At 54.6% G+C, this 23,981-nt stretch carries 23 protein-coding genes; 14 read left to right on the top strand and 9 right to left on the bottom strand.

Going from position 1 to position 23,981, the window contains the following annotated elements:
* Window positions 1-157 precede the first annotated feature (157 nt).
* Window positions 158-1,882 (top strand): acetate--CoA ligase, encoded by a 1,725-nt coding sequence (gene acsA, locus KXG62_RS03405; protein ID WP_218090514.1) that lies wholly within the window; start codon window positions 158-160, stop codon window positions 1,880-1,882.
* A gap of 178 nt (window positions 1,883-2,060) precedes the next feature.
* Here acsA and KXG62_RS03400 read toward each other — a convergent pair whose 3' ends face one another.
* On the bottom strand, window positions 2,061-5,267 hold the full coding sequence (locus KXG62_RS03400; protein ID WP_218090513.1) for a transglycosylase domain-containing protein: 3,207 nt from the start codon (window positions 5,265-5,267) through the stop codon (window positions 2,061-2,063).
* Between the two features lie 499 nt (window positions 5,268-5,766).
* Here KXG62_RS03400 and tyrS point away from each other — a divergent pair, with 499 nt between their 5' ends.
* Entirely contained in the window at window positions 5,767-7,026 is a 1,260-nt protein-coding gene (tyrS, locus tag KXG62_RS03395; protein WP_218090512.1) for a tyrosine--tRNA ligase, read from the top strand.
* A 186-nt stretch (window positions 7,027-7,212) separates the two neighbouring features.
* Here tyrS and rpsD read toward each other — a convergent pair whose 3' ends face one another.
* Window positions 7,213-7,812, bottom strand: a complete 600-nt coding sequence (rpsD, locus tag KXG62_RS03390; protein ID WP_218090511.1) for a 30S ribosomal protein S4 — start codon at window positions 7,810-7,812, stop codon at window positions 7,213-7,215.
* Window positions 7,813-8,138: 326 nt separating this feature from the next.
* On the opposite strand from rpsD, the gene KXG62_RS03385 reads away from it, so the two are divergent.
* From KXG62_RS03385 to KXG62_RS03370, 4 genes are all read left to right on the top strand, one after another.
* Window positions 8,139-8,729 carry a TVP38/TMEM64 family protein gene (locus tag KXG62_RS03385; RefSeq protein WP_218090510.1) on the top strand — a complete coding sequence of 197 codons (591 nt, stop codon included), beginning with the start codon at window positions 8,139-8,141 and terminating at the stop codon, window positions 8,727-8,729.
* 35 nt (window positions 8,730-8,764) lie between these two features.
* Window positions 8,765-9,883, top strand: a complete 1,119-nt coding sequence (locus KXG62_RS03380) for an aminopeptidase (protein WP_218090509.1) — start codon at window positions 8,765-8,767, stop codon at window positions 9,881-9,883.
* A 109-nt stretch (window positions 9,884-9,992) separates the two neighbouring features.
* A complete protein-coding gene (locus KXG62_RS03375) occupies window positions 9,993-10,241 on the top strand; it encodes an HPr family phosphocarrier protein (RefSeq protein ID WP_218090508.1) in 249 nt (82 codons plus the stop codon).
* Between the two features lie 198 nt (window positions 10,242-10,439).
* Entirely contained in the window at window positions 10,440-10,727 is a 288-nt protein-coding gene (locus KXG62_RS03370) for an Fpa/YlaN family protein (protein WP_218090507.1), read from the top strand.
* Window positions 10,728-10,834: 107 nt separating this feature from the next.
* On the opposite strand, the gene cax is transcribed toward KXG62_RS03370, so the two are convergent.
* The gene (gene cax, locus KXG62_RS03365) at window positions 10,835-11,887 is read right to left on the bottom strand and encodes a calcium/proton exchanger (protein WP_218090506.1); all 1,053 of its coding nucleotides are present in this window, start codon (window positions 11,885-11,887) and stop codon (window positions 10,835-10,837) included.
* A 349-nt stretch (window positions 11,888-12,236) separates the two neighbouring features.
* Between cax and KXG62_RS03360 the strand changes: the two genes are divergently transcribed.
* The 4 genes from KXG62_RS03360 to KXG62_RS03350 are packed head-to-tail and all read left to right on the top strand — an operon-like array spanning window position 12,237 to window position 16,571.
* On the top strand, window positions 12,237-13,241 hold the full coding sequence (locus KXG62_RS03360) for an ABC transporter substrate-binding protein (RefSeq protein WP_246627290.1): 1,005 nt from the start codon (window positions 12,237-12,239) through the stop codon (window positions 13,239-13,241).
* Window positions 13,242-13,259: 18 nt separating this feature from the next.
* The gene (locus tag KXG62_RS34345) at window positions 13,260-13,388 is read left to right on the top strand and encodes a hypothetical protein (RefSeq protein ID WP_281426624.1); all 129 of its coding nucleotides are present in this window, start codon (window positions 13,260-13,262) and stop codon (window positions 13,386-13,388) included.
* A gap of 31 nt (window positions 13,389-13,419) precedes the next feature.
* On the top strand, window positions 13,420-15,321 hold the full coding sequence (locus tag KXG62_RS03355; RefSeq protein ID WP_218090504.1) for a heavy metal translocating P-type ATPase: 1,902 nt from the start codon (window positions 13,420-13,422) through the stop codon (window positions 15,319-15,321).
* The gene (locus KXG62_RS03350) at window positions 15,318-16,571 is read left to right on the top strand and encodes a M20/M25/M40 family metallo-hydrolase (RefSeq protein ID WP_218090503.1); all 1,254 of its coding nucleotides are present in this window, start codon (window positions 15,318-15,320) and stop codon (window positions 16,569-16,571) included. Before KXG62_RS03355 ends, KXG62_RS03350 begins: the two co-directional genes overlap by 4 nt.
* Here KXG62_RS03350 and KXG62_RS03345 read toward each other — a convergent pair.
* Genes KXG62_RS03345 through KXG62_RS03330 form a run of 4 tightly spaced genes read right to left on the bottom strand, consistent with a single transcriptional unit; the run spans window position 16,568 to window position 19,055 of the window.
* The gene (locus tag KXG62_RS03345) at window positions 16,568-17,416 is read right to left on the bottom strand and encodes an energy-coupling factor ABC transporter ATP-binding protein (RefSeq protein WP_218090502.1); all 849 of its coding nucleotides are present in this window, start codon (window positions 17,414-17,416) and stop codon (window positions 16,568-16,570) included. The two genes, KXG62_RS03350 and KXG62_RS03345, sit on opposite strands and share 4 nt — an antisense overlap.
* 9 nt (window positions 17,417-17,425) lie before the next feature.
* Window positions 17,426-18,148, bottom strand: a complete 723-nt coding sequence (cbiQ, locus tag KXG62_RS03340; protein WP_218090501.1) for a cobalt ECF transporter T component CbiQ — start codon at window positions 18,146-18,148, stop codon at window positions 17,426-17,428.
* Window positions 18,145-18,420, bottom strand: a complete 276-nt coding sequence (locus tag KXG62_RS03335) for a PDGLE domain-containing protein (protein WP_218090500.1) — start codon at window positions 18,418-18,420, stop codon at window positions 18,145-18,147. Before KXG62_RS03335 ends, cbiQ begins: the two co-directional genes overlap by 4 nt.
* Window positions 18,417-19,055 (bottom strand): energy-coupling factor ABC transporter permease, encoded by a 639-nt coding sequence (locus tag KXG62_RS03330; protein ID WP_218090499.1) that lies wholly within the window; start codon window positions 19,053-19,055, stop codon window positions 18,417-18,419. Before KXG62_RS03330 ends, KXG62_RS03335 begins: the two co-directional genes overlap by 4 nt.
* A 253-nt stretch (window positions 19,056-19,308) precedes the next feature.
* Between KXG62_RS03330 and KXG62_RS03325 the strand changes: the two genes are divergently transcribed.
* From KXG62_RS03325 to KXG62_RS03315, 3 genes are all read left to right on the top strand, one after another.
* Window positions 19,309-19,497, top strand: a complete 189-nt coding sequence (locus tag KXG62_RS03325) for a hypothetical protein (RefSeq protein ID WP_218090498.1) — start codon at window positions 19,309-19,311, stop codon at window positions 19,495-19,497.
* A 126-nt stretch (window positions 19,498-19,623) separates the two neighbouring features.
* Entirely contained in the window at window positions 19,624-20,409 is a 786-nt protein-coding gene (locus tag KXG62_RS03320; protein WP_218090497.1) for an SDR family oxidoreductase, read from the top strand.
* A 158-nt stretch (window positions 20,410-20,567) separates the two neighbouring features.
* Window positions 20,568-20,957 carry an Asp23/Gls24 family envelope stress response protein gene (locus tag KXG62_RS03315; protein ID WP_218090496.1) on the top strand — a complete coding sequence of 130 codons (390 nt, stop codon included), beginning with the start codon at window positions 20,568-20,570 and terminating at the stop codon, window positions 20,955-20,957.
* A gap of 36 nt (window positions 20,958-20,993) precedes the next feature.
* On the opposite strand, the gene ftsW is transcribed toward KXG62_RS03315, so the two are convergent.
* Both ftsW and KXG62_RS03305 read right to left on the bottom strand, forming a co-directional pair.
* Entirely contained in the window at window positions 20,994-22,133 is a 1,140-nt protein-coding gene (gene ftsW / locus KXG62_RS03310) for a putative lipid II flippase FtsW (protein WP_218090495.1), read from the bottom strand.
* 13 nt (window positions 22,134-22,146) lie between these two features.
* Complete coding sequence (locus tag KXG62_RS03305; RefSeq protein ID WP_218090494.1) at window positions 22,147-22,494, bottom strand: YugN family protein; 348 nt, start codon at window positions 22,492-22,494, stop codon at window positions 22,147-22,149.
* Between the two features lie 294 nt (window positions 22,495-22,788).
* Here KXG62_RS03305 and KXG62_RS03300 point away from each other — a divergent pair, with 294 nt between their 5' ends.
* A complete protein-coding gene (locus KXG62_RS03300; protein WP_218090493.1) occupies window positions 22,789-23,976 on the top strand; it encodes a M20 family metallopeptidase in 1,188 nt (395 codons plus the stop codon).
* Window positions 23,977-23,981 lie beyond the last annotated feature (5 nt).

Here is a 23,981-nt window from a genome sequence, read left to right as displayed (position 1 = left end):
TCCCTTCCAGAGCTTCGCTTATCTAGCATAACAAAAAAATAGTCGAATAAAAAGGCTTATGGTATAATACAACGTGAACGTCACATAAATTTAACACATCACAAATGAAAGCGTTTCAGAAAAAACTGTTAACAAATGGCTCAGGAGGTATAGAGACATGGAACAAGCCAATGTAGAAAGCATCGCGCCTGTAGCGGTGAATCCGAATTTGAAAAGCTACGAAGAAGCTCGCGCCCAGTTCGATTGGAAGCAGGTTGAGGATTCGTTTACTTGGTCGAAGACCGGGAAAGTCAATGCGGCGTACGAAGCGATAGACCGCCATGCGGAGTCCGGACGGAGCGACAAAATCGCGCTGTATTACAGCGACGACCGCAGAGACGAGAAGTATACATTCCAGGACATGAAGCTGCAGTCCAACCGCTTCGGAAACGTGCTGCGCAATTTGGGCATTGGCAAAGGAGATCGCGTATTTATCTTTATGCCGAGAACACCGGAGCTTTACTTTTCGCTGCTTGGCGCGATCAAGATCGGCGCAGTGGTCGGCCCCTTGTTCGAAGCGTTTATGGAAACGGCGGTCAAAGACCGGCTGGAGGATAGCGAAGCTGTAGCGATCGTCACGACGCCTTCGCAGCTGCCGCGCGTGCCGGTTCAAGATTTGCCGAATCTGAAGCATGTGATTTTGGTCGGCGACGATCTCACGTTGTCCGAAGGACAAACTGATTTCCATAAAGAGATGGCCGCTGCTTCCGATCAGCTGGACATCGAGTGGGTCGACCGGGAAGACGGGCTGCTGATCCATTACACTTCCGGATCGACAGGCAAGCCGAAGGGCGTATTCCACGCTCATAATGCGATGATTCAACATTACTATACCGGCCGCATCGTGCTGGACTTGCAGGAAGACGATGTATATTGGTGTACGGCTGACCCGGGCTGGGTGACGGGGACATCCTACGGGATATTCGCGCCATGGCTGAACGGGGCGACCAATGTGATTCGCGGCGGACGGTTTAGCCCGCAGGACTGGTACAACACGATCCAAAAGTACAACATTTCGGTATGGTACAGCGCGCCTACCGCATTCCGGATGCTGATGGGAGCCGGGGACGAGACGGTCAAACAATTCAATCTTTCCTCGCTGCGTCACGTTCTGAGCGTCGGGGAACCATTGAACCCGGAAGTGGTGCGTTGGGGGTTGAAGGTGTACGGTCAACGTATTCACGACACTTGGTGGATGACGGAAACCGGCGGTCACCTGATCTGTAACTACCCATGCATGACGATTCGCCCGGGCTCCATGGGCAAACCGATTCCAGGCGTGGAAGCGGCGATCATCGACGATGCCGGCAATGTGCTGCCGCCTTACCGGATGGGCAACCTCGCGATCAAGACGCCTTGGCCTTCGATGATGCGTAAAATCTGGAATAACCCGGCCAAGTACGAAGAGTACTTCCGCATCTCAGGCTGGTACATTTCCGGTGATTCGGCGTACATGGACGAGGACGGCTATTTCTGGTTCCAGGGCCGGATCGACGATGTCATCAATACGGCTGGCGAGCGGGTAGGTCCGTTTGAAGTAGAGAGCAAGCTGGTCGAGCATCCGGCCGTTGCGGAAGCCGGCGTCATCGGCAAGCCGGACCCGATGCGCGGGGAAATCATTAAAGCATTTATCGCGCTTCGCGAAGGGTACACGCCATCGGAGGAATTGAAAGCCGATATCGCCAAGTTCGTCAAAGTCGGATTGTCCGCCCATGCGGCTCCGCGGGAAATCGAGTTTAAGGATAAGCTTCCGAAAACGAGAAGCGGCAAAATTATGCGCCGCGTGCTGAAAGCTTGGGAGCTGAACTTGCCGACAGGCGATTTGTCTACGATCGAGGATTAATTCGCGTCATCATTCATCTTTATACAACATACTTATAGCTCCAAAAAAAGCCGTACGCACGACAGTTCAGCTGTTGAAGCGCACGGCTTTTTTGCGTGCAAACCTATGCTGCCTAATAAAAAAAGCTTCGGCTGAAATGGACCTAAGGGGTGCATTCCAGCCAAAGCGGGCTTAGTGATTACTTCTTATATCTTACCGCGGCGGACGGCTTGGATTCGCCGGCTTCGTTCGTCGCGGTAATTTTATAATAGCCTTCCAGCAGAATCAAATATTTATATTCCGCCTTGCCATTGCTGCTGCCAATTTTGGAGAAGTTGCCGTTTTCTTTGTCGCTATAGTAAACGGTATACTGCTTTACATTCTCCTTCTCGCCATTCGCTTTCCATTTGAACTGAAGCTCATTCCCTTCCGCTTTCACCGTAAAGCCGGAAGGAACAGAGGGCGCCTGCTTGGAAAGACTCGCGTCTTTATTATTGTTCCCGGCGTCACCGCCAGTTCCGTTAGAACCGCTCGTGCTGCCTGGGCTGCCCGGGTTGTTCGGCGTCCCGCCGCTGGTTCCCGGTTTGTTGTTGCCAGCATTTCCTGTATTTCCTGTCGTCCCCGGCGGAAGGAGGAGGCCAGACTCGTCCGGGGTCATGAGCAGCAAATCCATCACCGATCCATCCGTATAAGCCGCTTTGCTCGGCAAAGACTCTTTACCAGCTACATCGACAGCAGTGACGTAATAACCGTAGATGCCTCCGTTTGCGACAGATTCCGTAAACTTCGTTTCATCTCCTGCCATGACGACCTTGCCCACCCGCTGGAAAGGGCCCCGGTTGACGGAACGGTACAGCCGATAGCCGATTGCATCCGCACTGCTGCTCGCCTCGAACGTAATGGTGCTCGTATCGCCATTGTTCGTTGCGGCAACCGTCGTCGGCGCGGCCGGCGCCTTGCCGTCATCCGTGCGCGGATCGGTCGCAGTCGGCGCATCCTGATCGTAATCAGACGGCTTGTAGAAGTCGAGCGAACGCTTGCGGTCTGCAGGCAGCCGGTCCATGATGCTGGCGATTTGCGCGAAGACGTCGCTGAGCGATTTCTCCCGCTTGATCACCGTACGTTCATGAACGAAATCGGGAGGCGTGCCTTGCTGCGCAATATAGTTGATATTGTTGTATTTAATGATCGGGAGCCGGACGAGCACATTGTCTTCTTCCGTCGGCACGAACTTTTTGTTGAACAAGTCGGTGACCAGCTTGCCGGCTTTGGTTGTCGCTTCGCTCGGCAGCTTCCCGGAAAGGCTGGACACGGTCATCTCTACGATTCCGTCGGGCCGCTTGAACTCTTTGGTCGGAAACAATTCGGGATGCTTCTCCATCGCCGCATTCATCGAGAGAGCCCATATATTTTTGGCGCGCATCGTACCGCCGGTCTTCTTGCTGAGCTTATGAACCGGCATATCGTACCCAGCCCAGACGCCAAGCGTAATGTCAGGCGTGTAGCCCATGAACCAGGCGTCCGCATCGTCCTGGGTGGAGCCGGTTTTGCCGACGATCGGCATTTTACCGTAATTTTTGAAGCTCTTCATCAAATCGGTCGCCGTTCCGGACGTAATGACCGTCCGCATCATGTCGGTCATCAAATAAGCGGTTTGCTCGGAAAAAATAACGCTCGGCTTCAGCTCGTGCTCGTAGATCGTTTTTCCGTCGGAATCGGTAATTTTACGGATCATATACGACTCGTTGAAGACGCCGTTGTTGCCGATTGTAGCATACGCATTCGTCAGCTCTTTGACGTTCACTCCGTATTTTAATCCGCCGATAACGCCGGTCTGGGCGACGTAATCATCTTTCGTAATCGTCGTAATGCCCATGCGATTCGCGAAGCCCCAAGCTTCCTTGATCCCGACAACGTCCAGGAACAGCTTGATTGCCGGAATGTTATACGATTGATCAAGCGCACGGCGCGCCGTAATGAGGCCGTGGAAGCCGTCGTCCCAGTTCTCCGGAATATGATAGCCAACCTTGGTGCCGTCCTTCAGAACAATCGGCGAATCGTCGATAATGGAAGCCGGTCCAATCGAGCCTTTCTCAATCGCCGGAATGTACGCCGCAATCGGCTTCATCGTCGAACCGGGCTGGCGGTATGCCTGCGTCGCGTGGTTGAGCTGCTCGATAAAGAAGTCACGCCCTTCCATCATGCCGAGAATGGCGCCGGTCTTGCTGTCCATCATGACGGCGCCGATCTGCTCGACCCCTTTGGTCGGATCGTCCGGCGAGAAGTTCTTCTCGTTCTTCGCGATGTCCGTCATGGAATCGTAGATGTCTTTGTCGATGGTCGTATATACATGGTAGCCGCCGCGGCTTAATTGCGCTTGGGCCGCTTTGATCGCTTCGTTATACGCTTCAGGGCTTTTTTGCGGATCAAGCTTCGGCTGCTGCGCCTTTACCAGCGCTTTGGCAGCTTCTTTTTCCACCTCGATCATCAGATACGGGTACGTGGAGTAGGCTTTTTTGGCCGGCTCCGCAAGCGACGCCTTGAGATCGAAGGCAAGCGCCTCTTGATACTGCTCGTCGGTGATTTTCTTTTCTTCCAGCATACGCCTTAGCACAAGCTGCTGCCGGGTTACCGCCCGCTTGAAGGCGGCGCCGTCGAATTGGCCTTTGCCCGTAAACGTAGAATAATTGCTTGGCTGCTGCGGAACGCCGGCCAAATAAGCGGCTTGTGCGATGTTCAGCTGGCTCAGGTCGTCGATATTGAATATGCCTTTGGCCGCCGCTTTGATCCCGTACAGGTTATAGCCGGACGATCCGTTTCCGTAAGGAATTTTATTCAGGTAAGCAAGCAAAATTTCTTCCTTGGACATCAGTCGTTCCATGCGGAGCGACAAGAAAATTTCTTTGGCTTTGCGGCTGTCCGCTTTGTCTAGCGTTAAGAACACGCGGCGGGCAAGCTGCTGCGTAATTGTGCTGCCGCCGGTCTGCACGTCCTCTCTGAGCAGTTTCTGGACAACCGCGCGCAGCGTTCCTTTAATATCAATCCCCGGATGGTTGTAAAAGTCGTTGTCCTCGATGGAGAAGACGGCATCAAGCACATGTTGAGGGATATCGTTGATCCCGGCGAGCCTGCGGTCTTCTTCCGTGCGGAGCTGTCCGATCACGGAATCGTCGCGGAAGTAGACGAAGCCGGTCAAGGCGTTGTCCTGCATTTGCGCCATCATCGATTCCTTGTCGCGCACCGGATCGTCCTTCACAAGCGCGCTGACGTAGCCAAAGGCGACGCCGCCGCCGAGAAAGCCTGCGATGATGCCGATGATGAAACACCATTTGATCGTTAAGCCTATGAATTTGACGGTCGACTTCAATATTTTTATGTATCTCTTTTGCTTTTTCTCCACACCCATGAATGCAAAATCCTCCCGACTTTGAAAAACATTCCTACGTCATTATAGCATAAAGCGCACAGTCGAAAAACCGAATGGAAGATTATAAATTGCTGACGGTTTGACAAGTGAAATGCCGCTGTGATATAAATAGCTTTGAAATTATCGCAAAATGCGTCGAAGGACATACAGTAGGTTCAGGAATCCATACTTGCAGAGAGCCGGTGGAAGGTGCAAACCGGCGTATGGCCTGGCTGAATTACCGTCTGGAGCAGGGGAAGGGAACCCGACGAGGCGAGCCGCAAGCGGCCGCGCCTTCGTTAGTAGCTTCTTCCGGGTGAACGGCCCTTATCCGTCAAAGTGAAAGTCCGGAAATCGAATAAAGGGAACCTATCATTATGTTTCGATCTTTCGGCTTTAATTAGGGTGGTACCGCGAGCCGCAGCCTTCTCATCCCTTGGGATTAGAAGGCTTTTTTGCGTTTTCAAACCATTAATCATAGGAAGGGTCGAAGCATGCGATGAATATTTTACAAGAACTGGAATACCGCGGTTTAATTAATCAAATGACTGATCGCGAAGGATTGGCCAAAAAACTCGGCGAGGAGCCGGTTACGCTGTATGTCGGTTTCGATCCGACGGCCGACAGCCTTCATATCGGAAGCTTGCTGCCGATCTTGGCGCTGCGGCGGTTTCAACTGGCCGGCCATGTGCCGGTTGCGCTGGTTGGCGGTGGAACCGGACTGATCGGGGATCCGAGCGGCAAGGCATCGGAGCGCACGCTGAACACCCAGGATGTAGTGGCGCAGTGGACGGACAAGCTGAGACAGCAGCTCTCGCGTTTTCTGGATTTCTATGCAGCGGGCAACCCAGCCCAAATCGTCAACAATTACAACTGGCTCGGGGAATTGAACGTGATCGGTTTTTTGCGGGATATCGGCAAAAACTTCACCGTCAATTACATGCTGGCCAAAGATTCGGTCGATTCGCGGCTGGAGAAAGGCATTTCGTTTACGGAATTTAGCTATATGATTTTGCAGGCATACGATTTCTACAAATTAAATGAGGATATCGGCTGCACGCTGCAAATCGGCGGAAGCGATCAGTGGGGCAACATTACGGCGGGGTTGGAATTGATCGGAAAGACAACCGGTCGCCAGGCGTTCGGCCTGACGATGCCGCTCGTTACGAAGAGCGACGGCACGAAATTCGGTAAAACGGAGGGCGGCACGATCTGGCTCGATGCGAGCAAAACGTCTCCGTACCAGTTTTATCAGTTCTGGATCAACACCGACGATAACGATGTCGTGAAGTTTCTGAAGTACTTTACGTTCTTGACGGCGGCTGAGATCGACGAGCTGGCGCGGCAAGTGCAGGAAAGCCCGGAGAAGCGCGAAGCACAGCGCGTGCTGGCGAAGGAAGTGACGCAGCTGGTGCATGGCGAGGCGGCGGCGCTCAGCGCAATCCGCATCTCGGAGGTACTGTTCAGCGGCAACGTGCAGGCGCTGTCCGGCAGCGAGGTGGAGGAAGCGTTCAAGGATGTGCCTTCGACTGAAATTGCCGGCGGGACGGAGATCGGGCTGATCGACCTGCTGCTCGAAGTGAAGGCGGCGCCATCCAAGCGCCAGGCGCGTCAAGACATCGAGAGCGGCGCTGTATCCGTTAATGGAACGCGCGTAACCGACCTGGAGAAGAAGATTGGCCGGGATGACGGGATCGACGGACGGTTCGTCGTTATTCGCCGGGGCAAGCGCAATTACTATTTGGCTAAATTCGTATAAAGTCTCAAGCGCATGACCATGGCTCCGTGCCTAAGCTTTGCGGAATGGAAGATGACTCCGCGCTTTGGCCGGGGCTTTGTCTTTGCTTCGGCGTCGCGGTTCATTCGGCGTGTTGGTGTGTGCACGCATGCAAAAAACCTTGGCTCTTCGCAATGAAGAACCAAGGTTTTTCCATATCGCTTACAATTAGCGGCTGTAGAACTCGACGATTTGCTTTTCATCGATTTCTTGAGCAAGCTCAGAGCGCTCAGGCAAACGGATGAATTTGCCTTCCAGTGCAGCATCGTTGAACTCAAGATAAGCCGGCAAGTAGTTGCGGTTTGCAATCGCTTCTTTTACAACAGTCAGGTTGCGGCTTTTTTCGCGAAGACCGATCACGTCACCGGTTTGCACGAGGTAGGAAGCGATGTCGACTTTTTTGCCGTTAACCGTCACGTGACCGTGGGAAACGAGCTGACGCGCGCCTGCGCGGGAGTTCGCAAGACCAAGACGGTAAACGAGGTTGTCCAGACGGCTTTCAAGCAGGAACATGAAGTTTTCGCCGGCAATCCCTTGCAGTTTGGTTGCTTTGTCGAACAGGTTGCGGAATTGCTTTTCGTTCAAGCCGTACATATGGCGAAGCTTTTGTTTTTCTTGCAATTGAACGCCGTAGCCGCTCAGTTTCTTACGTTGCCCCGGACCGTGTTGTCCTGGAGGGAAAGGGCGCTTCAATTCTTTGCCTGTACCGCTCAGGGAGATGCCCAGACGGCGGCTTAATTTAAATTTAGGACCAGTGTAGCGTGACATGTATGACGAGCTCCTTTGTCATGAATAATGGGTTTATGGGTGTTTTCGCGTGAAGCGCGTGCCCGACTTTGCGAACGCCTGGAAGGAAGAACCAGCCGCGGTCCCGCCGGCAGCAAAATCTGTATAGAGGGTGACACAAGCTTCCACATTATAAGCGCGCATTTTCATAGAAATGCATGCTTATACTCGACTTCTAATTCTATAAGATTGGCATTGGCGTGTCAAGTGCGGGATGATGGCGTATAATATTCGTGACAAAGCGAATTTTCTGGTACAATGATTCGTATTGCAGACATCAGGATAGGGGATAAGGGAGGTAGGAAGCGTTGACCGTATGGAGTGTCCGGCACATATCCGATGTGCTGAATTCCTTCGGCTGGTACGGACATATGGCCGGGGCACTGCTTGTCATGCTGCAAACCATATTTCCGTTTGTGCCGTTTTTCGTCGTTGCGGGTGTGAATGTGCTCTTGTTCGGATTTTGGGGCGGTTTCGCCGTCAATTACATATGCTCTTGCCTGGGTGCGGCGATCGTGTTTTTTGCGGCGAGAAATTTTGGACGACCGTGGGTACAGGCAAGACTGGCGAAGTACAGTTATATCGAGAGGTTCAATGAGAAACTGGAGCGCCACGGATTGCTTTATATGATACTGCTTCGGCTGCTGCCGGTGCTGCCGTCATCGGTCATCAATTTGAGCGCGGCGGTAATGAAGGTGCGGCCCCTTCACTTTGTGGCCGGGACGCTCATCGGGAAGGCGCCGGTCATACTGCTTGAATCGATGATCGGGCACGACCTGCTGCATTTTCAGCATTACAAGGGCAGGCTGATGATTTTGGCGGCTATATTCATCGTGCTTCTGCTCGTGAGCCACTTCGTCAAGGATCGATGGTTTAACTCGAGCAAGACCGGCATTTAACATTATTTTTGTCCCGGAAGGAGAGACTATGCATTATGCGTGATCCCCGTTTGCAACAGCTGGCGCAAAACATTGTAGGCTATTCGCTGAATGTCCAGCCCGGCGAAAAAGTGCTGATCGACATGATCGGCTCCGAAAGAGAAATCGTCAAATGTCTCGTGGAGGAGGTTCATGCCCGGGGCGGATTTCCTTATGTAGAGCTGACGGACAATGCCGTCCAAGCGGCTGTACTGCGTTCGATTTCGACGGAGCAGCTCGAGCACTGGGCCGAGACGGATTGGCGGCGCATGAAGGATATGGACTGCTACGTTGCGATCCGCGCAGGGGAAAATGTGAGCGACATGTCCGACGTGCCCGAAGAAAAGCTCAGCCAATTCAACCGGATTTATCGCAAAAAAGTGCATCAGGAGCAGCGCGTGAAGCATACCCGCTGGGTCGTGATGCGCTACCCGAACGCTTCGATGGCGCAGCTGGCCGGCACGAGCACAGACAAGTTCGAGCAATTCTACTTCGATGTTTGCAATCTGGATTACGCCAAAATGTCCGCTGCTATGGACCCGCTGCAGGAGCTGATGAACCGAACCGATCGTGTCCGTATCGTCGGGCCGGGGGCTACGGATATTTCTTTCTCGATCCAAGGGATCGGCTCGGTCAAGTGCTGCGGCCGGCGCAACATTCCCGATGGAGAAGTATACAGCGCGCCCGTGCGTGATTCGGTGAACGGAACGATCGCTTACAACACGCCTTCGGTCAATGCAGGCGTGACCTTCGAGCAAATCACGTTTCGGTTCGAGAACGGGAAAATCGTCGAAGCGACGGCGAGCGATACGGCCCGCCTGAACCAGATTCTCGATACGGATGAAGGCGCGAGATACATCGGCGAATTCAGCCTTGGCTTCAACCCGCACATTCTGCATCCGATGAAGGACACGCTGTTCGACGAGAAAATCGCCGGAAGCCTTCACTTTACGCCCGGCCAAGCTTATGAGCAGGCGGACAACGGGAACCGTTCGGCGGTGCACTGGGACCTTGTGCTGATTCAGCGGCCGGAGTACGGCGGCGGCGAAATTTATTTTGACGACCGGCTGATCCGCAAAGACGGCCGATTCGTCATTCCGGAGCTGGCAGGGCTGAATCCGGAAAACCTGAAGTAACGGCTGGGTAAAATAGTATTGCGTGAACCGATTTTCCAATGTATCATAAGCGTAAGAAAGCGATTTACTTTTTATTTTTGCGTCATTCGACGCCTGGAGGGAATTTTGTATGACTAACGCCAACAACGCCGCGATTGTGGAGATTTCACAAACTGCGAACAAATTCAGATCGTCGATCGTTTTACAGTACGATAATAAGTTTATCGATGTGAAAAGCATTCTTGGATTGTTCACGACGCTGCTGACTTCGAGTAAATATGACTTGCACGTCCACGGTCCGGATGCGGACGAAGCGAAAAAAGCGATGGCTGAAGTGTTCGCCAAGCATGGCCTGGAACTTAACAGCATTGTCGACTAATAGGCTTTAAGCAGGAGAGGGGCGTTTTCGCACAGCGAAAATGCCCTTTTTCCGCATCGGGTGACTTGTTTATTCCTCGATTTTCGTCTAATATAAAGCTAATGGGGTAAGGTTGGCATGGAGGATTCGTCTTTGGAAACCGGGAGGGAGCCAGAGCGCTGAATTGCCGACACTCCAAGGGTACAGGGGGGAAGCAACATGTCGTCGGATGTGCTGCTCAGCTTATCGCAGAAGGCGCTCCATTTGATTCAGGAGGACGCGGATAAGATCGAAAAGCTGATCGAAGTACAAATGGAAAACTTGACCACGCGCCAATGTCCTCTGTATGAAGAGGTATTAGATACGCAAATGTACGGGTTGTCCCGGGAGATTGACTTTGCTATTCGCGCGGAGCTTATCTCGGAATCGTCCGGCAAGCAAATTATGATCAAGCTGGAGCGAAACCTCGCGCAGCTTTATGAAGCACTGGAGCAAAATAAAAAATAGTCTTCGGCGACGAAGACTATTTTTTATTTTTTAAGCGCTCTCGCGATTGGGTGCGCTCTCAGTAGGCAATCGGTCCGCCAGCGTGTCGAAAGGCTTGGCAGCGGCAGCTATACCAGAAAGAATGCGATGCCGAGAATCAAATAAACGACCAGCAGCAGAACGCCCTCATACCAGGTGGTCGTCCCGTCCTGCGAAATCGATTTGGCGATAAACGCGGCAACGCCGATCGCGACAAGCTCGAAGGACGTAAAGACGAGATCCATCGTTTTGCCGAAGAAGAGCGAGGCGAGCACCAGGACAGGCGCAACGAACAGCGATATTTGCAGCGAGCTGCCGATCGCGATTTCGAAGGCAGCGCCCATCTTGTTTTTGCGGGCCATGATGATGGCGGCGCTGTGCTCGGCGGCATTGCCGACGATAGCGATCAGGAATGCACCGACGAACAGTTCCGAAAGTCCATATTGGTGGCTGAACGATTCGAGTGTGCCGACAAGCCATTCGCTGTCGAATGCGACCATGACGGTGGCGATGATGAGAAAGAGAATGGAAGTGCCCTTCGACCAAGCGGGCTCGCCGTGCTCGACGGCTTCTTCCGACAGCTCGTTCTTATGTGTCACCATGGAGAAAAACAGCCAGAGCAAATAGGCGATAATGAGAATGACGGAGACGATGACGCTCAACTGAGCCGTTTCCATTTTCGTAAAGCTTCGCGCGAAGGATGCGGGAATAAACAGCGCAATCACGGCCAGCATCATTAAGGAAGCGCTATGTCCCGCGAGCTTGACGTTGAAGCGCTGCTCCTTGTACTTCAGTCCGCCGATCAGGACGCTAAGCCCGAGCACGAGCAGCATATTGCCGATGATCGAACCGGTGATGCTCGCCTTAACCACATCGAACATGCCGTCTTTCACCAGGAAAAAGGCAATAATGAGCTCGGCGGCATTGCCGAATGTCGCATTCAGAAAGCCGCCCATCCGCTCGCCGGCATAATGGGCCACGCTCTCCGTCGTTTTGCCCAGAAAGCCGGCAACGAAGATGATCGCCACCGCGGCGATCAGAAACTGAGCAGTCGGGCCGAATACGGGGGCGCCGATATAATGCGCCGCGCCGCTTAGAATAAAGCTTCCGATCAGTCCGATCGTAAAGCCGTAACGCTTCACAGTCCATCACCTCAATAAAATATCATTTCCATAGTGTACATTAAAATATATCCAAAAAAAAGCATATAAAGTATCATTGATTAAAATATAACATTTACGGCATTTTTTAGAAAACGCTTGCATTTCAAGGTCTCCGGGTTTTTCTATCAAGGAATGAAGGCAGAGGGAATGAACGTTTTTTGCGGTGCAGGCCGGTATCGGTATGGATGGAAACCATCGCTTTGCGAGGCCGCAGAGCGGGCGTGAGAAGCAGTTTCTTACTGTAAAAATCTGTGTTTCGTAGTATAATGTGTTCAGCAGGATTGCGATTTTTCATAAGTCATAAGTCATAAGGGGACAAAGTGTGAATATGGTTTTTCGGGTGAATATGGCATGTCGGATGCTATTATCCGTACTTGCCTTTTTATTGCTGACAGCGCATACGTCCTGCGAGGAAGTCAAGCCGCGGCAGTGGAACGATCCGATTCCGATGGCACTGACGCTCGCGGAACCGCCGCATTCCATCCATACGCCGTTTATTGCGGCACAGTTTCAGAACTATTTCCAAAAATCGGGCTTGAAGGTGAAGATCGATTTGGCGCCGAGCGCCCGGGAGTCGCTCCAAAAGGTAGCGGAAGGGACATCGTATTTTGCGCTGGTCAATCCGGCACAGCTGATCGCCGCGCGGGCGGACAACCTCCCCGTCGTATCGGTCGCGGCCGTCATTCCAGCGGGCTTGTATGCGGTTATCGCCGCCGAAGGGGCTGTCGCATCGCCCAAAGAATTGGCAGGTATGAAAGTCGGCTATTCCGGTGACGCGGCGGAGCAGGCCGTCGTCAAAGCGATGGTGGATCAGGCCGGAGGAGACGGAGGCAAGGTTCAATTCGTCAATGTCGGCAATGACGGCGTCAACGCTTTGCTTCAGGGCAAAGTGACAGCACTCAGCAAAGGGTCGTTGTACCGGGACGTACTGCTTCTCGAGCGCAGCGGGTTTAAGGCGACAACATGGGAGCCGGCCAAGTACGGCGTTCCGGCAATGGACGGGATGTTTCTCGTTACAAGTGAAGAACACGCCAAAAATAATAAGCTGCCGGTTAAAGCGTTTATCGATAGCGCGCGCAAAGGGGAAGAGTATACCCGCGATCATGCGGAAAAAGCGTCAGTCATGCTCATATCGCAGCAGTCGACCGAGTTTCCGCTCGAGGGCAAAACCGAGCTGGCCAGCTTGCAGCGGCTGCTCCCGCTCATGACCGCGGAGCAAGGAAGCTACGAGCCGCAAAAGACGGAACAATGGAAAGCGGTTTCCGAGTGGATGTACAAGCAGGGGCTTGTCGCGAAGGCGGTCGAGCCGAAAGACGCGTTTACCAATCTGTAGAAGGAGGAACTGCCGCCTATGACTGGAAGAAGAGCGCAGCGAAAGCGCATTAGCGTCAAAAGCTTGATTTGCCGGATTATCGCGGCGGTCGTCGTCATTGTCGGTCTCGCGATGTACGTATGGTGGGAGATGAGCCAAACCTTATAATTTGAATGGGAATATGGGGGTAACACATCGAATGGAAACGATGAAACGCATATGGATTTGGTTTTTGCCGTCGTTCATGCTGGCGACAATATTATTGTCCACGATTCCGGGGCAGGAGAGCTGGCTCGGCTTCACGATCGCCTTCATACCGATGCTGCTCGGAGGCGGCATCATCGCCTATAAGTCGCTCCTCGCCATTCTGGAGACGAGAACGATCACAGCTGGCATCATGGTCGTCATTACGATCGTAGGCTGCGCTTATCTTGGATTTTATCAAGCCGCTGCGCTGGTCGCATTGATGATGTTCATCGGCGAGTTTTTGGAGGAAATTACGCTGGCCAAGACGCGAAAAGCGGTGCAGCAGCTCATGGACTACGTGCCGGATACCGCTACCGTATGGCGCAACGAAGCTTGGCAGACGGTGGATGCGGATGAGCTTCGCGCCGGAGAAGTCGTATGGGTCCGGGCCGGGGAGCGCATTCCCGTCGACGGCCGGGTCGTCAAGGGCGAGGGCGCCGTTAACCAGTCCGCGCTGACCGGAGAATCGCTGCCGGTCGACAAGCAGCCGGGCGATGGCGTACTGATGGGTACCATCAATGAATACGGCTCCCTGCATATCGAGACGGAGAAGGTCGGTTCCGGCACCGTCATGGGAAAAGTGATCGACATCGTTTATGAAGCGGAGGAGCGAAAAGGACCGACGCAAAAAGTTGCCGACCGGTTCGCCAAATATTTTACTCCGCTCATTCTTGCGGTAGCCGCCGTCGCCTGGTTTGTGACGAACGACATCGTACGGACGATGACGATTCTCGTTATCGCCTGCCCTTGCGCGCTCGTGCTGGCTACGCCGACGGCGGCCGTGGCGAGCATCGGCAATTTGGCCAAGCGCGGCGTGCTCATCAAGGGCGGAAAAATGATCGAAGCGCTAAGCAAGGTCGATGTGATCTGTTTGGACAAGACCGGCACAATAACGTCGGGTCAGCCGAAAGTCGTTGAATTTGCCGTATTCGGCAATCATTCGGAAGCGGACGTCTTGCAATGGGCGGCAGCGGTAGAGCGCCACTCGGAGCATCCGCTGGCGCGTGCGATCGTTGACTATGCCCAAGAGCGCGGAACGTTGGATGGGAAGGAAACGGATGCGTTTACCGCTCTGCCGGGAGCGGGGGTTCATGCGGTGCTGTCCGGTAACGAGATCTGGATTGGAAACGAAAGAGTCGTTTCGTCGTCGGCTGGCCTTGGCGCGAACGCTGCGGATACGGCGAGGAGATTCATATCCGAGCAGCAGCAGCTTGGGAGAACCGCGCTGGTCATCATCGTCGGGAGCGAGTGCGCCGGCGGCATCGCCATTGCGGACACGGTACGCCCTGAGGCGCAGTTTACGGTCGCCGGATTGAAGCAGGAAGGGATTCGCCGCGTCGTCATGCTGACCGGTGACAACGAAGCGGCCGCACAGGCCGTTGCACGTCAGGCGGGCATCGAAGAGGTACGTTCCGCGCTGCTGCCGGCAGACAAGCTGGAATATATCCGCGAGCTGCAGAAGGCGGGTCATGTCGTCGCGATGGTCGGCGACGGCGTGAACGATGCGCCGGCGCTGATGCTGGCCGATGTCGGCATCGCGATGGCCGGACGAGGCACCGATATCGCCATCGAATCGGCGGGCGTGGCGCTTATGGGCGATCAGCTTCAACTGCTGCCGGAAGTACTGCGGATCAGCCGCCGAGCGATGCAGCTGATTCAGCAAAACATCTGGGGCTTTGCCGTCGGCTTCAATGTCATCGGCATCGCCCTCGCGATGCTGGGTCTGATCTCGCCGGTCATGGGCGCGATTATTCACAATATCGCTTCGCTATTTGTCGTCATGAATTCAGCCCGAATGATTACGTACCGCAGAAAAGAGCAGATTGCCGTGAAGGCGGCGCCCGCTCAAGCATGACGGATCTGCAGGACGCCGTTCACGAAGGCTTGACGGTGCTGAGGCAGCTCATTCAAATCGATACGACCGCAGGGGCAGGTTTGGAATCCAAAGCTGCCCTTTGGCTGTGCCGGCGCGCCACAGAACGCGGCTGGCAGGCGAAAGTCGTCGAGCCGCAGGCGGGGTACGGCTCGCTGCTCACCACGTTCAAGGGGCGCAGCGAGGATGCGCTGCTGCTGCTCTCGCATCTGGATACGGCACCTGTAGGCTCTGTAGGAGACTGGAGTCGCGATCCGCTGTCGGGCGAGATAGCGGATGGGTATGTATGGGGGAGAGGTGCCGTCGATTGCAAGGGACTTGTCGCCGTCTGGTGGGCGGTGCTGCTGCTGCTCGAGCGAACGCCGCTCGAACGATCCGTCGTCTGGGCAGCTGCCGCCGGCGAAGAGACGCGGTCGCCCTGGGGCGCCCGGTGGCTGCGGGAGCATTGCCCGGAGCTCCGCCGATGCAGCGGAGTGCTCAATGAAGGCGGCGGCTGGCCGCTTCGCCTCGGCCGCACGCCTTTCGCCGTGTGCCAGGTCGGCGAAAAGGGCTATGCGAGGCTGCTGCTGCCGGAGGGGCGTGCCTATGCCTGCGGGCAGGTGCGTATCCATGCCCGGCTGCCGGAGGCGCACAGAACGTTATTGCGCAGCGCCGGGGGCGTGGCGGGTGCATGGGCGGCGCGCCTGGAGGGGGCTGCCGCCGTATGGTTCACACAGTGGATGCAGCGTAACAGTCCACATGCGCTGGACCCGCACGAGATGTTCTGCCATTGTTTTGAAGTTCGACGAAGCGTCGAATATCCGGGACGGCATGAGCTGATTTGCCGAGCGCTGCCGGGGGAGCTTATGGAGCGGGTATTGGACCATGGGCTGCGCCGCTGGGGACTGCGGCTGAACGAGGGGTGCGACTTGCTGGAGCTGGACGAACCGACCGCGTCGCCGCTGGACGACCCGCTCTACGAGGCTATACATGCTGCGCATGATTTGCCGGTGCTGCCGTACATTGCGTCCGGACGCTCCGACAGCAGCTGGTTCCGCAATGCGGGCATTCCCGTATACGGGTGGTTTCCGCATATTGATGCGGATGATTTGATGCGTATGCATCGCCCGGATGAACGCATCTCTGTTGCGGGGTTCACGCGTGCGGTCGAGCGTTTATATACGCTGGTCAGTCGGTTTGCGGCTGACCCTGCGGAAGCAGCAACAAAGAGGATACCCCTGCGCTTGCGCTAAAGGGTATCCTCTTTGTTCGTCAGCAGTCTGGACAGCACCGCTCTGGCTTCTTCCATAGTGACCGGCATGGGTTCGGCGCGTTCTTCTCCCCACAGGCCGGAGAACAGCTGAAGCACCGGAGGCAGATCCAAGTTGGCTTCTTTCAGCAGGTAGGGGCGTTCGCAGAACAGCTCCCGGGGCGTGAGGCTGCCGAGGCACAGCCCCTCCTTCACAACGATGACATGATCCGCCCATTCCGCAACGAGCTGCATGTGATGGGTCGCCACGATGACCGTTTTTCCTCTATCCATCAGTAAGTTCATAATGTCCTGCACGCGCTTCTGTCCCGCCGGATCCAGGAAAGCCATCGGCTCGTCAAGAATGACGACATCGGGATCCATTGCCAGCACGCCTGCGATCGCGACCTGCTTCTTCTGCCCGAAGCTGAGCTCATGCGGGTTCCGCTCGGCCAGGTGCGATATGTGCAGCAGCTCCATGCTTTCGTCCGCTCTACGGAACGCTTCGGCTGCAGACAGCCCCAGCTGCGCAGGGCCGAAAGCGATATCGTCGCGAACGGTCATGGAAATGATCTGATCGTCGGGATCCTGAAAGACGACGCCGACATGGCGGACGAGCCCGGATCGATTGGCTTTGGACACGGGCTCGCCCTTAAACCACACTTCTCCGGAAGTGCAGGCGTACAGCCCGTTCATGTGAAAAATAAGCGTCGATTTGCCTGCTCCGTTCGGCCCGACAATGGCTGTTTTTTGGCCAAGCGGAATTTCGAAATCCATGCCGTTCAGGGCGGCGGCCCGGTCGTTGTTATAATGATAGCGGACCTGATTAAAGACGAAAACCGGTTCCATCGGAATCTCCTATCTGATATCGTAAATAAATGCGGCCACAACCGGGACAAGCCAGAGGAAGGCGATCGCCACGTCGGACCGGAGCAGCGGCGCCGTGTGGCGCTGCGGCGGGATGCCGCGGTAGCTTCGGGACATCATGCCCATATAAATGCGCTCCGATCGCTGAAGCGACCGCAGGAGCAGGCTGCCCAGCAGCTTCGACAGCACCGCGTATTGGGACAGCGAGAAGAAGCGCCCCGTCCGGAATCCCCGGCTTTTCAACGCCTGCAGCATATGCAGCGCTTCGGTTCGAATGACATCCATAAAACGAAGCGTGAACAAGATCAATTCTACGAAAATGCCGGGAACCTTCAGCTTGACGAGCGCTTGAAAAAACTCGGAGCTGCTTAACCGGTGAAACAGCAGCGTCAGCACATGGAGCGTGACGACTAGACGCAGGCTGTACGTCAGCGCTTTGTGCAGGCCGTCGACGGAGAGCGTTACGCCCGCCAGCCGCATCACGTCCCCCTGTTCGTATAACGAGAAAAAGACGAACGAAAACACGATAAAAGGAAGCGCCAGCCGCAGCCGGCGGCGCAGCTGCCGGAACGGAACCTTGCAGTAGAGCACGAGCAGCAGGGTAAACAGCAGCATAATGAAGAGCGTTTCCGTATGCTTCATAGAAACGCTCAGCATGATCATCAGAAGAGCGGTCACGATCCGGACCGGCGGGTGGCTCAGCATCGCCGTCATTTTTTTCCCGCTATCCACTTTCCAAGCAGCAGGAAGACGGCGAACGTAAGGGCGACGCCGGCCAGACCCGCAAGGCTGGAGGAAAGCCAGGAGTCCATGCCCGGAATAGCGTAATCGGGCAGCGGGGACTTCATGAAGCTGGATGCGTGCTCGATGTATCCGACTTCTTCCCCGGCCTTCTCAAACCCGTCCGGATGAGAGGAAGCGAATAGCGAGATGAAACCGCCGATTACCAGCGATACAATGAGCCAGTTGCGAATGTTGGCTTTCATTGCAGCATCGACTCCTTATTGGCAAATTGAAACGAAGAGCGAAGCGCAAACGGGATGACGATGACGGTAATAATGCCTTCTCCAATACCGATGAACGCGTGCCAGAACAGCAGGGCTTTGGCCGCCGTACCGAAGGGAATGACGCCGGACAAGGCCAGCTCGACGGCTGCAACGATCGATAGCACCGCCACAGACAGCCAGGCACTGACGAACACGGCGGCGGACCTCGGGATAAACGGCAGGCCACGCAGAAGCCGGAACGTCAATGCGGCGATGCCCGGCGCCAGAATCGCCATATTGAGCAAGTTCGTTCCGAGCGCCGTAATTCCGCCGTCTTGGAAGACGATCGCCTGAATCGCGATGACGGTCGACATGATGAGGGTGGACGGCCAAAATCCGAACAGCAGGGCCGCCAATGCACCGCCGATCAGATGGCCGGATGTTGCCGCTCCAAGGATGGGGAAATTGATCATCTGAGAGGCAAATATGAATGCGGACATGACCCCCATGACTGGAACCGCGCGGTACTCCAGCCGATGCTTCGAATACTGGACGCTTTTGGCGAGCACGGCGGCTGCGACGACAGCGGAAGGCGCCCATACTTTCGGGTCTAAAATGCCATCAGGAATATGCACTTTTTAACTCCTCCTCCGAAATATGCAAAAAACATAAACATATCATATCACTGTGTTATTATTTCGTAAATAAGTAACACGCTATATCCTTTTGATGGAGTTAGAGATTTTAATTTACTATTTTCATTCCGGGTCCGCCGTGTTATATTATCCATAAATTGTGCTACATAGGTAAGGAATGCAAGGGAAAATTGAAATCCGGCTTGACCGGCGAGGTTTATGAAAACGATGACAAGGAGCTGCTGCAGTATGCATGAAGGACATCACGGCATATTGGATAAAACGAAAAAAAAGGGAAAGCATCATCACCATGGACATAGCCATGACCACGATCACAACCATGATCACAGTCACGACCATCATCACGACCATGACCATGATCATCATCACGATCATCATCATGATGGACATCACCACCACCACGGAAATGGAAACGGTTTAAAAATTGCTGCGGGCGTCATCGTACTGGGCGCGATCGCGGCATTTATATTGTGGAAAGTGCTCTGATTGGCGTTGATCTGCGGGAAACGCTATAATGAAGCAAATTGCCGGAAAGGGGTTTTTTCCGATGGATTTGCAGCTGAAAGGAAAGGCGGCAGTCGTAACTGCTTCCAGTAAGGGACTCGGGCGTGCGATCGCTGAGCAGCTCGCGGCGGAAGGCGCGAGCCTGCTGCTTTGCAGCCGGGACGAGCAGTCCGTATGCGAGGTGGCGGCGAGGCTCCAGCAGGCGTACGGCATCGAAGCGGCGGGCATGGCTGTCGATCTGAGCAGCCCTGAGCAAATCGGCTGGCTTGTGCAGCAGGCCAAGGACCGGTTCGGCACGGTGGACGCCCTCGTGTGCAACTCCGGCGGCCCACCCAGCGGCAGCTTCCTATCGCTGGATGAGGACGCTTGGATGAACGCGGTGCAGCTCAACCTGATGAGCGTCGTCCGGTTGACGCGAGGATTTTATCCGCTCATGAAAGAGCGGGGAGGGCGGATTGTGACGGTGGCCTCCACTTCCGTGAAAGTGCCGATTCCCGGCCTCGTCATTTCGAACACGCTGCGTACTGGCGTGGTCGGGCTGATGAAGACGCTGTCGGCTGAATGGGGGGGCGACGGTATCCTCTTGAACACCATTTGTCCCGGACGTATTATGACCGACCGGATCGTCGAGCTGGATACGGCGCGGGCCGCTCGGGAGAACATGACAACGGAACAAGTGCAGGACGAGATGATCCGGGACATTCCGCTCGGCCGCTACGGGGAGCCCGAAGAATTGGCGGCTGCCGCGGCGTTTTTGCTCTCTCCCCGCAATAGCTACATGACCGGCTCCGTGTTTTATGTGGACGGCGGCGCGGTCAAGGCGATCTAAGCGATTTTGACGAAGGAAAGTCCGCTGCGCTGCGGCGAGCCTGTACTTAAGTCCAGTTGCTTTCGGGCCTGGAACTTATTACAATAGAAATATAATCCTGTTGCAACTGTTTACCGGTTTCACCGGGATCAGGTGTCAACCGAAATGGAGTGATCCTCATGAGCGAAGAAGTACAAACTGGTCTTATCCGGATTTCAGATGACGTCGTTGCGACAATCGCAGGATTAGCTGCACTGGAGACGCCGGGGATCGCAGCCATGTCGGGAGGTATTTCCGAAGGGCTTGCCAAACGCTTAAGCGGTAAAAACGTGCAGAAAGGCGTATCGGTAGAGGTCGGGCAAGTCGAGGCGGCCATCGATCTGCGCGTTATCGTGAACTACGGTTCGAAAATCCAGGAAGTGTGCCGCGATCTGCAGGAGAACGTGCGGGATGCGGTTGAGAATATGACGGGATTAACCGTGGTTGAAGTGAACGTGAAAGTCGAAGGCGTAGCGTTCCGAGAGGAAGAGACAACTGCGATTGTGGAAGATCCGCATCGGGTGAAGTAACCGAAGAAGAGAGCCATAATGGAACGAAATCGTTCCTCAGGCTCTCTTTTTTGTTGTTTCTTTTTCCGGCTTGTTTTGTTCGCGGGAAATGCTGAGCAATATCCCGAGTCCCATCAAGGTGACGAGCATCGAGGTCCCGCCGTAGCTGATCAAAGGCAAAGTGACGCCGGTCATCGGGATGCTGTTCGTCACACCGCCGATATTGATGAAGGCCTGGATGCCGATCATGCTGACGATGCCGATCCCCGCCAAGGTGCCGAACACATCCTGGCAGCGCAGGGCGATAATGATGCCTCTCCAGAGAAAGGCAAGATAAATCATAAGGAAGATAGAAGTGCCGATAAAGCCAAGCTCTTCCCCAATAATGGAGAAGATGAAATCGTTGTGCGCTTCCGGCAAATAATGCAGCTTCTGGATGCTTTGTCCGAAGCCCGCACCGGTCAAGCCGCCATGGCCGAACGCATACAGCGATTGAATCAGTTGAAAGCCCGAATGCTCCGGATCGGACCAAGGATTCAAGAAGGCGGTGATTCGGCCGACCCTGTAGTTACTAGTTCCGGCATTCAGCAAGTAGACGGAAACGGCGAGTGCGCCGAGACAAGCAAAGGCCGATCCGAGCATGAACATATGCTTCAGGCTGGCGCCGCCGATCACGAGCATCAAGACGGCGACAAGAACGAGAATCATCGTCGAGCCCAAATCGTTCTGCAGCATAATCAAGCCGCAGACGAAACATATGACAAGCAGCGGAGGAACGAGACCGCGCTTGAACTCCTGAATCCGCTCGCCCTTCTTGCTAATAATGACTGCCAAATAAATAATGACCGCCAGCTTGGCGAATTCCGTCGGCTGCAATGAAAAGCCGCCAATGGAAAACCAGCTCTTGGCGCCATTAATTTCTTTGCCAATAAGCGGAACGAGAAAAAGCAGCCCGACAACGCCCGCGAAAAAGGGGGCGACCCATTTTTGAAACTTGCGGTAATCCACATTCATGCAAAAAAACATGGCTACCGTCCCCATGCCGATGGAGATCGATTGACGAATCGCCAAATACCACGGATTGCTCGGTTTATAAGCCATGCCGGCGCTAAACACAAAAGCGAGACCGAAGCAAACTAAGGAAAACGTCAGAAACAGCAGCAAAAAATCAGGCGTTCCTCGTCGCGGGGCCGTCATGGAAGGCCTCCGCTTATTGCGCGAGCTTCGATTTCAATTCTGCGAGCTTTCCGTTTACTTGCTTCATGATGGCATCCGGTACTTTCGATTCATAGTCCAGACCGTGAGGGAATGTCGCTCTGCCGATATAAGCGTCCTCGATGTTTAGAATGGCGTAAGGGGATTCCAGCTTACCGGTTTCCACGCGCGTGTTCACCCGCAGGAAATATTCTTCGCGGTTCGCTTTATCTTCGATTTTCAGGTCGTATGTAGCCCGGTAGTACTCCCATTGCCACCGCACGAAGCCGAGTTGTTCCATCGTTTCGTCCAGATGGGCGAGATCGCTTTTCATTCCTTTAACACCACTGTTTTCAATAATCACAGCAAGCCCTCCCTGATATGTATGTCGCCTTGAAGGTAACATGAAAAATGACAAAAAAAGCTTATACGGGTTTCACTGGTAAATCCTTTATTCATGATAGTATGTTTCCCTTACTTGTGCAAGCCTAATGCATCGTGAGCTGTCACCGTTTCGCCCAAAGTTTGAAATTCTTGTGAAAACGAAAGATGAATCATGCGCCCGCTTTTGATAAAATGAATAAAATACAATAAAATTTGAAGCACGGATCGTATTCGGTATTATGCGATAGTAGCGACGGAAGCGGAGGGGACGGGCATGAGCAGATGGAATGATGCCGCGGAAGCGGTATATCCGGAGATGGTAAAGTGGCGTAGATACTTGCATATGAATCCCGAGCTGTCGTTTCAGGAATCGCAAACAGCTGCGTTTGTAGCGAGCCTGCTGCGGGAGTGGGGAATTGCGGTTCGCACGGGAGTCGGAGGGCATGGCGTCGTCGCCAAAATCGAAGGGGCGGTTCAAGGACCGACCGTAGCGCTGCGGGCTGATATGGACGCGCTGCCGATTCAGGACGAAAAAAACTGCGAGTATGCTTCCCAGGTGCCCGGTGTAATGCACGCCTGTGGGCATGACGCGCACACAGCAACGCTGCTTGGGGTAGCGAAGCTGATCCAGGACAATAAAGACCGGCTGGCGGGGAACGTCGTCTTCCTGTTCCAGCCGGCGGAAGAAACGACGCCCGGCGGAGCGCTTGAGATGATCCGGGACGGTGCGCTGGAAGGCGTGGACGTGATCTACGGCGTTCATTTATGGTCGCCGTTCGAAGCAGGAGCCGCTTATTGCAAGCCCGGAGCGATCATGGCCGCGGCGGATGAGTTTATAATTGAAGTAAAAGGGAAGGGCGGTCACGGTGGGCTGCCCCATCAGACAGTCGACAGTGTGTATGTCGCATCCCAGCTTGTCGTGAACTTTCAGGGCATCGTCAGCCGCTTCTCCGACCCGACGCAGCCATGCGTCGTAACGGTAGGATCCTTTCACAGCGGAACGAGCTTTAATGTCATCGCGGAAACGGCTACGTTGAAAGGAACGGTGAGAACGTTCGATCCGGAGCTGCGGCTGCAGGTGAAGCGCCATCTGGAGGAAATCGTGGAGCATACGTGCCGGATGAACGGCGCAGAATGCCTTGTGAAATACAATCTGGGGTATCCCCCTGTCATCAATCACGCGTCGGAAGAAGAACGGTTCCGAAAGGCTGCGTCGCTCGCGCTAGGAGAAGCGGGCGTGCGGACTTCGCCGCTCATTATGGCCGGAGAAGATTACGCTTATTATCTGGAGCGCGTTCCGGGATGTTTTATGTTCGTAGGCGCGGGTCGCAAAGAGCGCGGCATTGTGCACCCGCATCATCATCCGCGATTCGATATCGATGAAATTGCGATGCTTCACGCGGCAAAGCTGTTTATCGCAATGATCGAGGATTATTTGGCGGAGCATGCCTACTCCCGATAAGTGCT

Origin of the sequence: Paenibacillus solanacearum (genome assembly GCF_910593845.1) — a bacterium.
GTDB lineage: Bacteria > Bacillota > Bacilli > Paenibacillales > NBRC-103111 > Paenibacillus_G > Paenibacillus_G solanacearum.
Note: the sequence above shows the minus strand (reverse complement) of the source record. Positions and strands in the feature narration are given on the sequence as shown.

Coding starts and splice junctions, on each gene's coding strand:
- acsA (WP_218090514.1), top strand. CDS start 158: ATGGAACAAGCCAATGTAGAAAGCATCGCGCCTGTAGCGGTGAATCCG.
- KXG62_RS03350 (WP_218090503.1), top strand. CDS start 15,318: ATGACGGATCTGCAGGACGCCGTTCACGAAGGCTTGACGGTGCTGAGG.
- KXG62_RS03380 (WP_218090509.1), top strand. CDS start 8,765: ATGCGTGATCCCCGTTTGCAACAGCTGGCGCAAAACATTGTAGGCTAT.
- KXG62_RS34345 (WP_281426624.1), top strand. CDS start 13,260: ATGACTGGAAGAAGAGCGCAGCGAAAGCGCATTAGCGTCAAAAGCTTG.
- KXG62_RS03325 (WP_218090498.1), top strand. CDS start 19,309: ATGAAGGACATCACGGCATATTGGATAAAACGAAAAAAAAGGGAAAGC.
- KXG62_RS03335 (WP_218090500.1), bottom strand. CDS start 18,420: ATGAAAGCCAACATTCGCAACTGGCTCATTGTATCGCTGGTAATCGGC.
- cbiQ (WP_218090501.1), bottom strand. CDS start 18,148: ATGACGGCGATGCTGAGCCACCCGCCGGTCCGGATCGTGACCGCTCTT.
- KXG62_RS03360 (WP_246627290.1), top strand. CDS start 12,237: ATGGTTTTTCGGGTGAATATGGCATGTCGGATGCTATTATCCGTACTT.
- KXG62_RS03370 (WP_218090507.1), top strand. CDS start 10,440: ATGTCGTCGGATGTGCTGCTCAGCTTATCGCAGAAGGCGCTCCATTTG.
- ftsW (WP_218090495.1), bottom strand. CDS start 22,133: ATGACGGCCCCGCGACGAGGAACGCCTGATTTTTTGCTGCTGTTTCTG.
- tyrS (WP_218090512.1), top strand. CDS start 5,767: ATGAATATTTTACAAGAACTGGAATACCGCGGTTTAATTAATCAAATG.
- rpsD (WP_218090511.1), bottom strand. CDS start 7,812: ATGTCACGCTACACTGGTCCTAAATTTAAATTAAGCCGCCGTCTGGGC.
- KXG62_RS03400 (WP_218090513.1), bottom strand. CDS start 5,267: ATGGGTGTGGAGAAAAAGCAAAAGAGATACATAAAAATATTGAAGTCG.
- KXG62_RS03315 (WP_218090496.1), top strand. CDS start 20,568: ATGAGCGAAGAAGTACAAACTGGTCTTATCCGGATTTCAGATGACGTC.
- KXG62_RS03320 (WP_218090497.1), top strand. CDS start 19,624: ATGGATTTGCAGCTGAAAGGAAAGGCGGCAGTCGTAACTGCTTCCAGT.
- KXG62_RS03355 (WP_218090504.1), top strand. CDS start 13,420: ATGGAAACGATGAAACGCATATGGATTTGGTTTTTGCCGTCGTTCATG.
- KXG62_RS03375 (WP_218090508.1), top strand. CDS start 9,993: ATGACTAACGCCAACAACGCCGCGATTGTGGAGATTTCACAAACTGCG.
- KXG62_RS03345 (WP_218090502.1), bottom strand. CDS start 17,416: ATGGAACCGGTTTTCGTCTTTAATCAGGTCCGCTATCATTATAACAAC.
- KXG62_RS03300 (WP_218090493.1), top strand. CDS start 22,789: ATGAGCAGATGGAATGATGCCGCGGAAGCGGTATATCCGGAGATGGTA.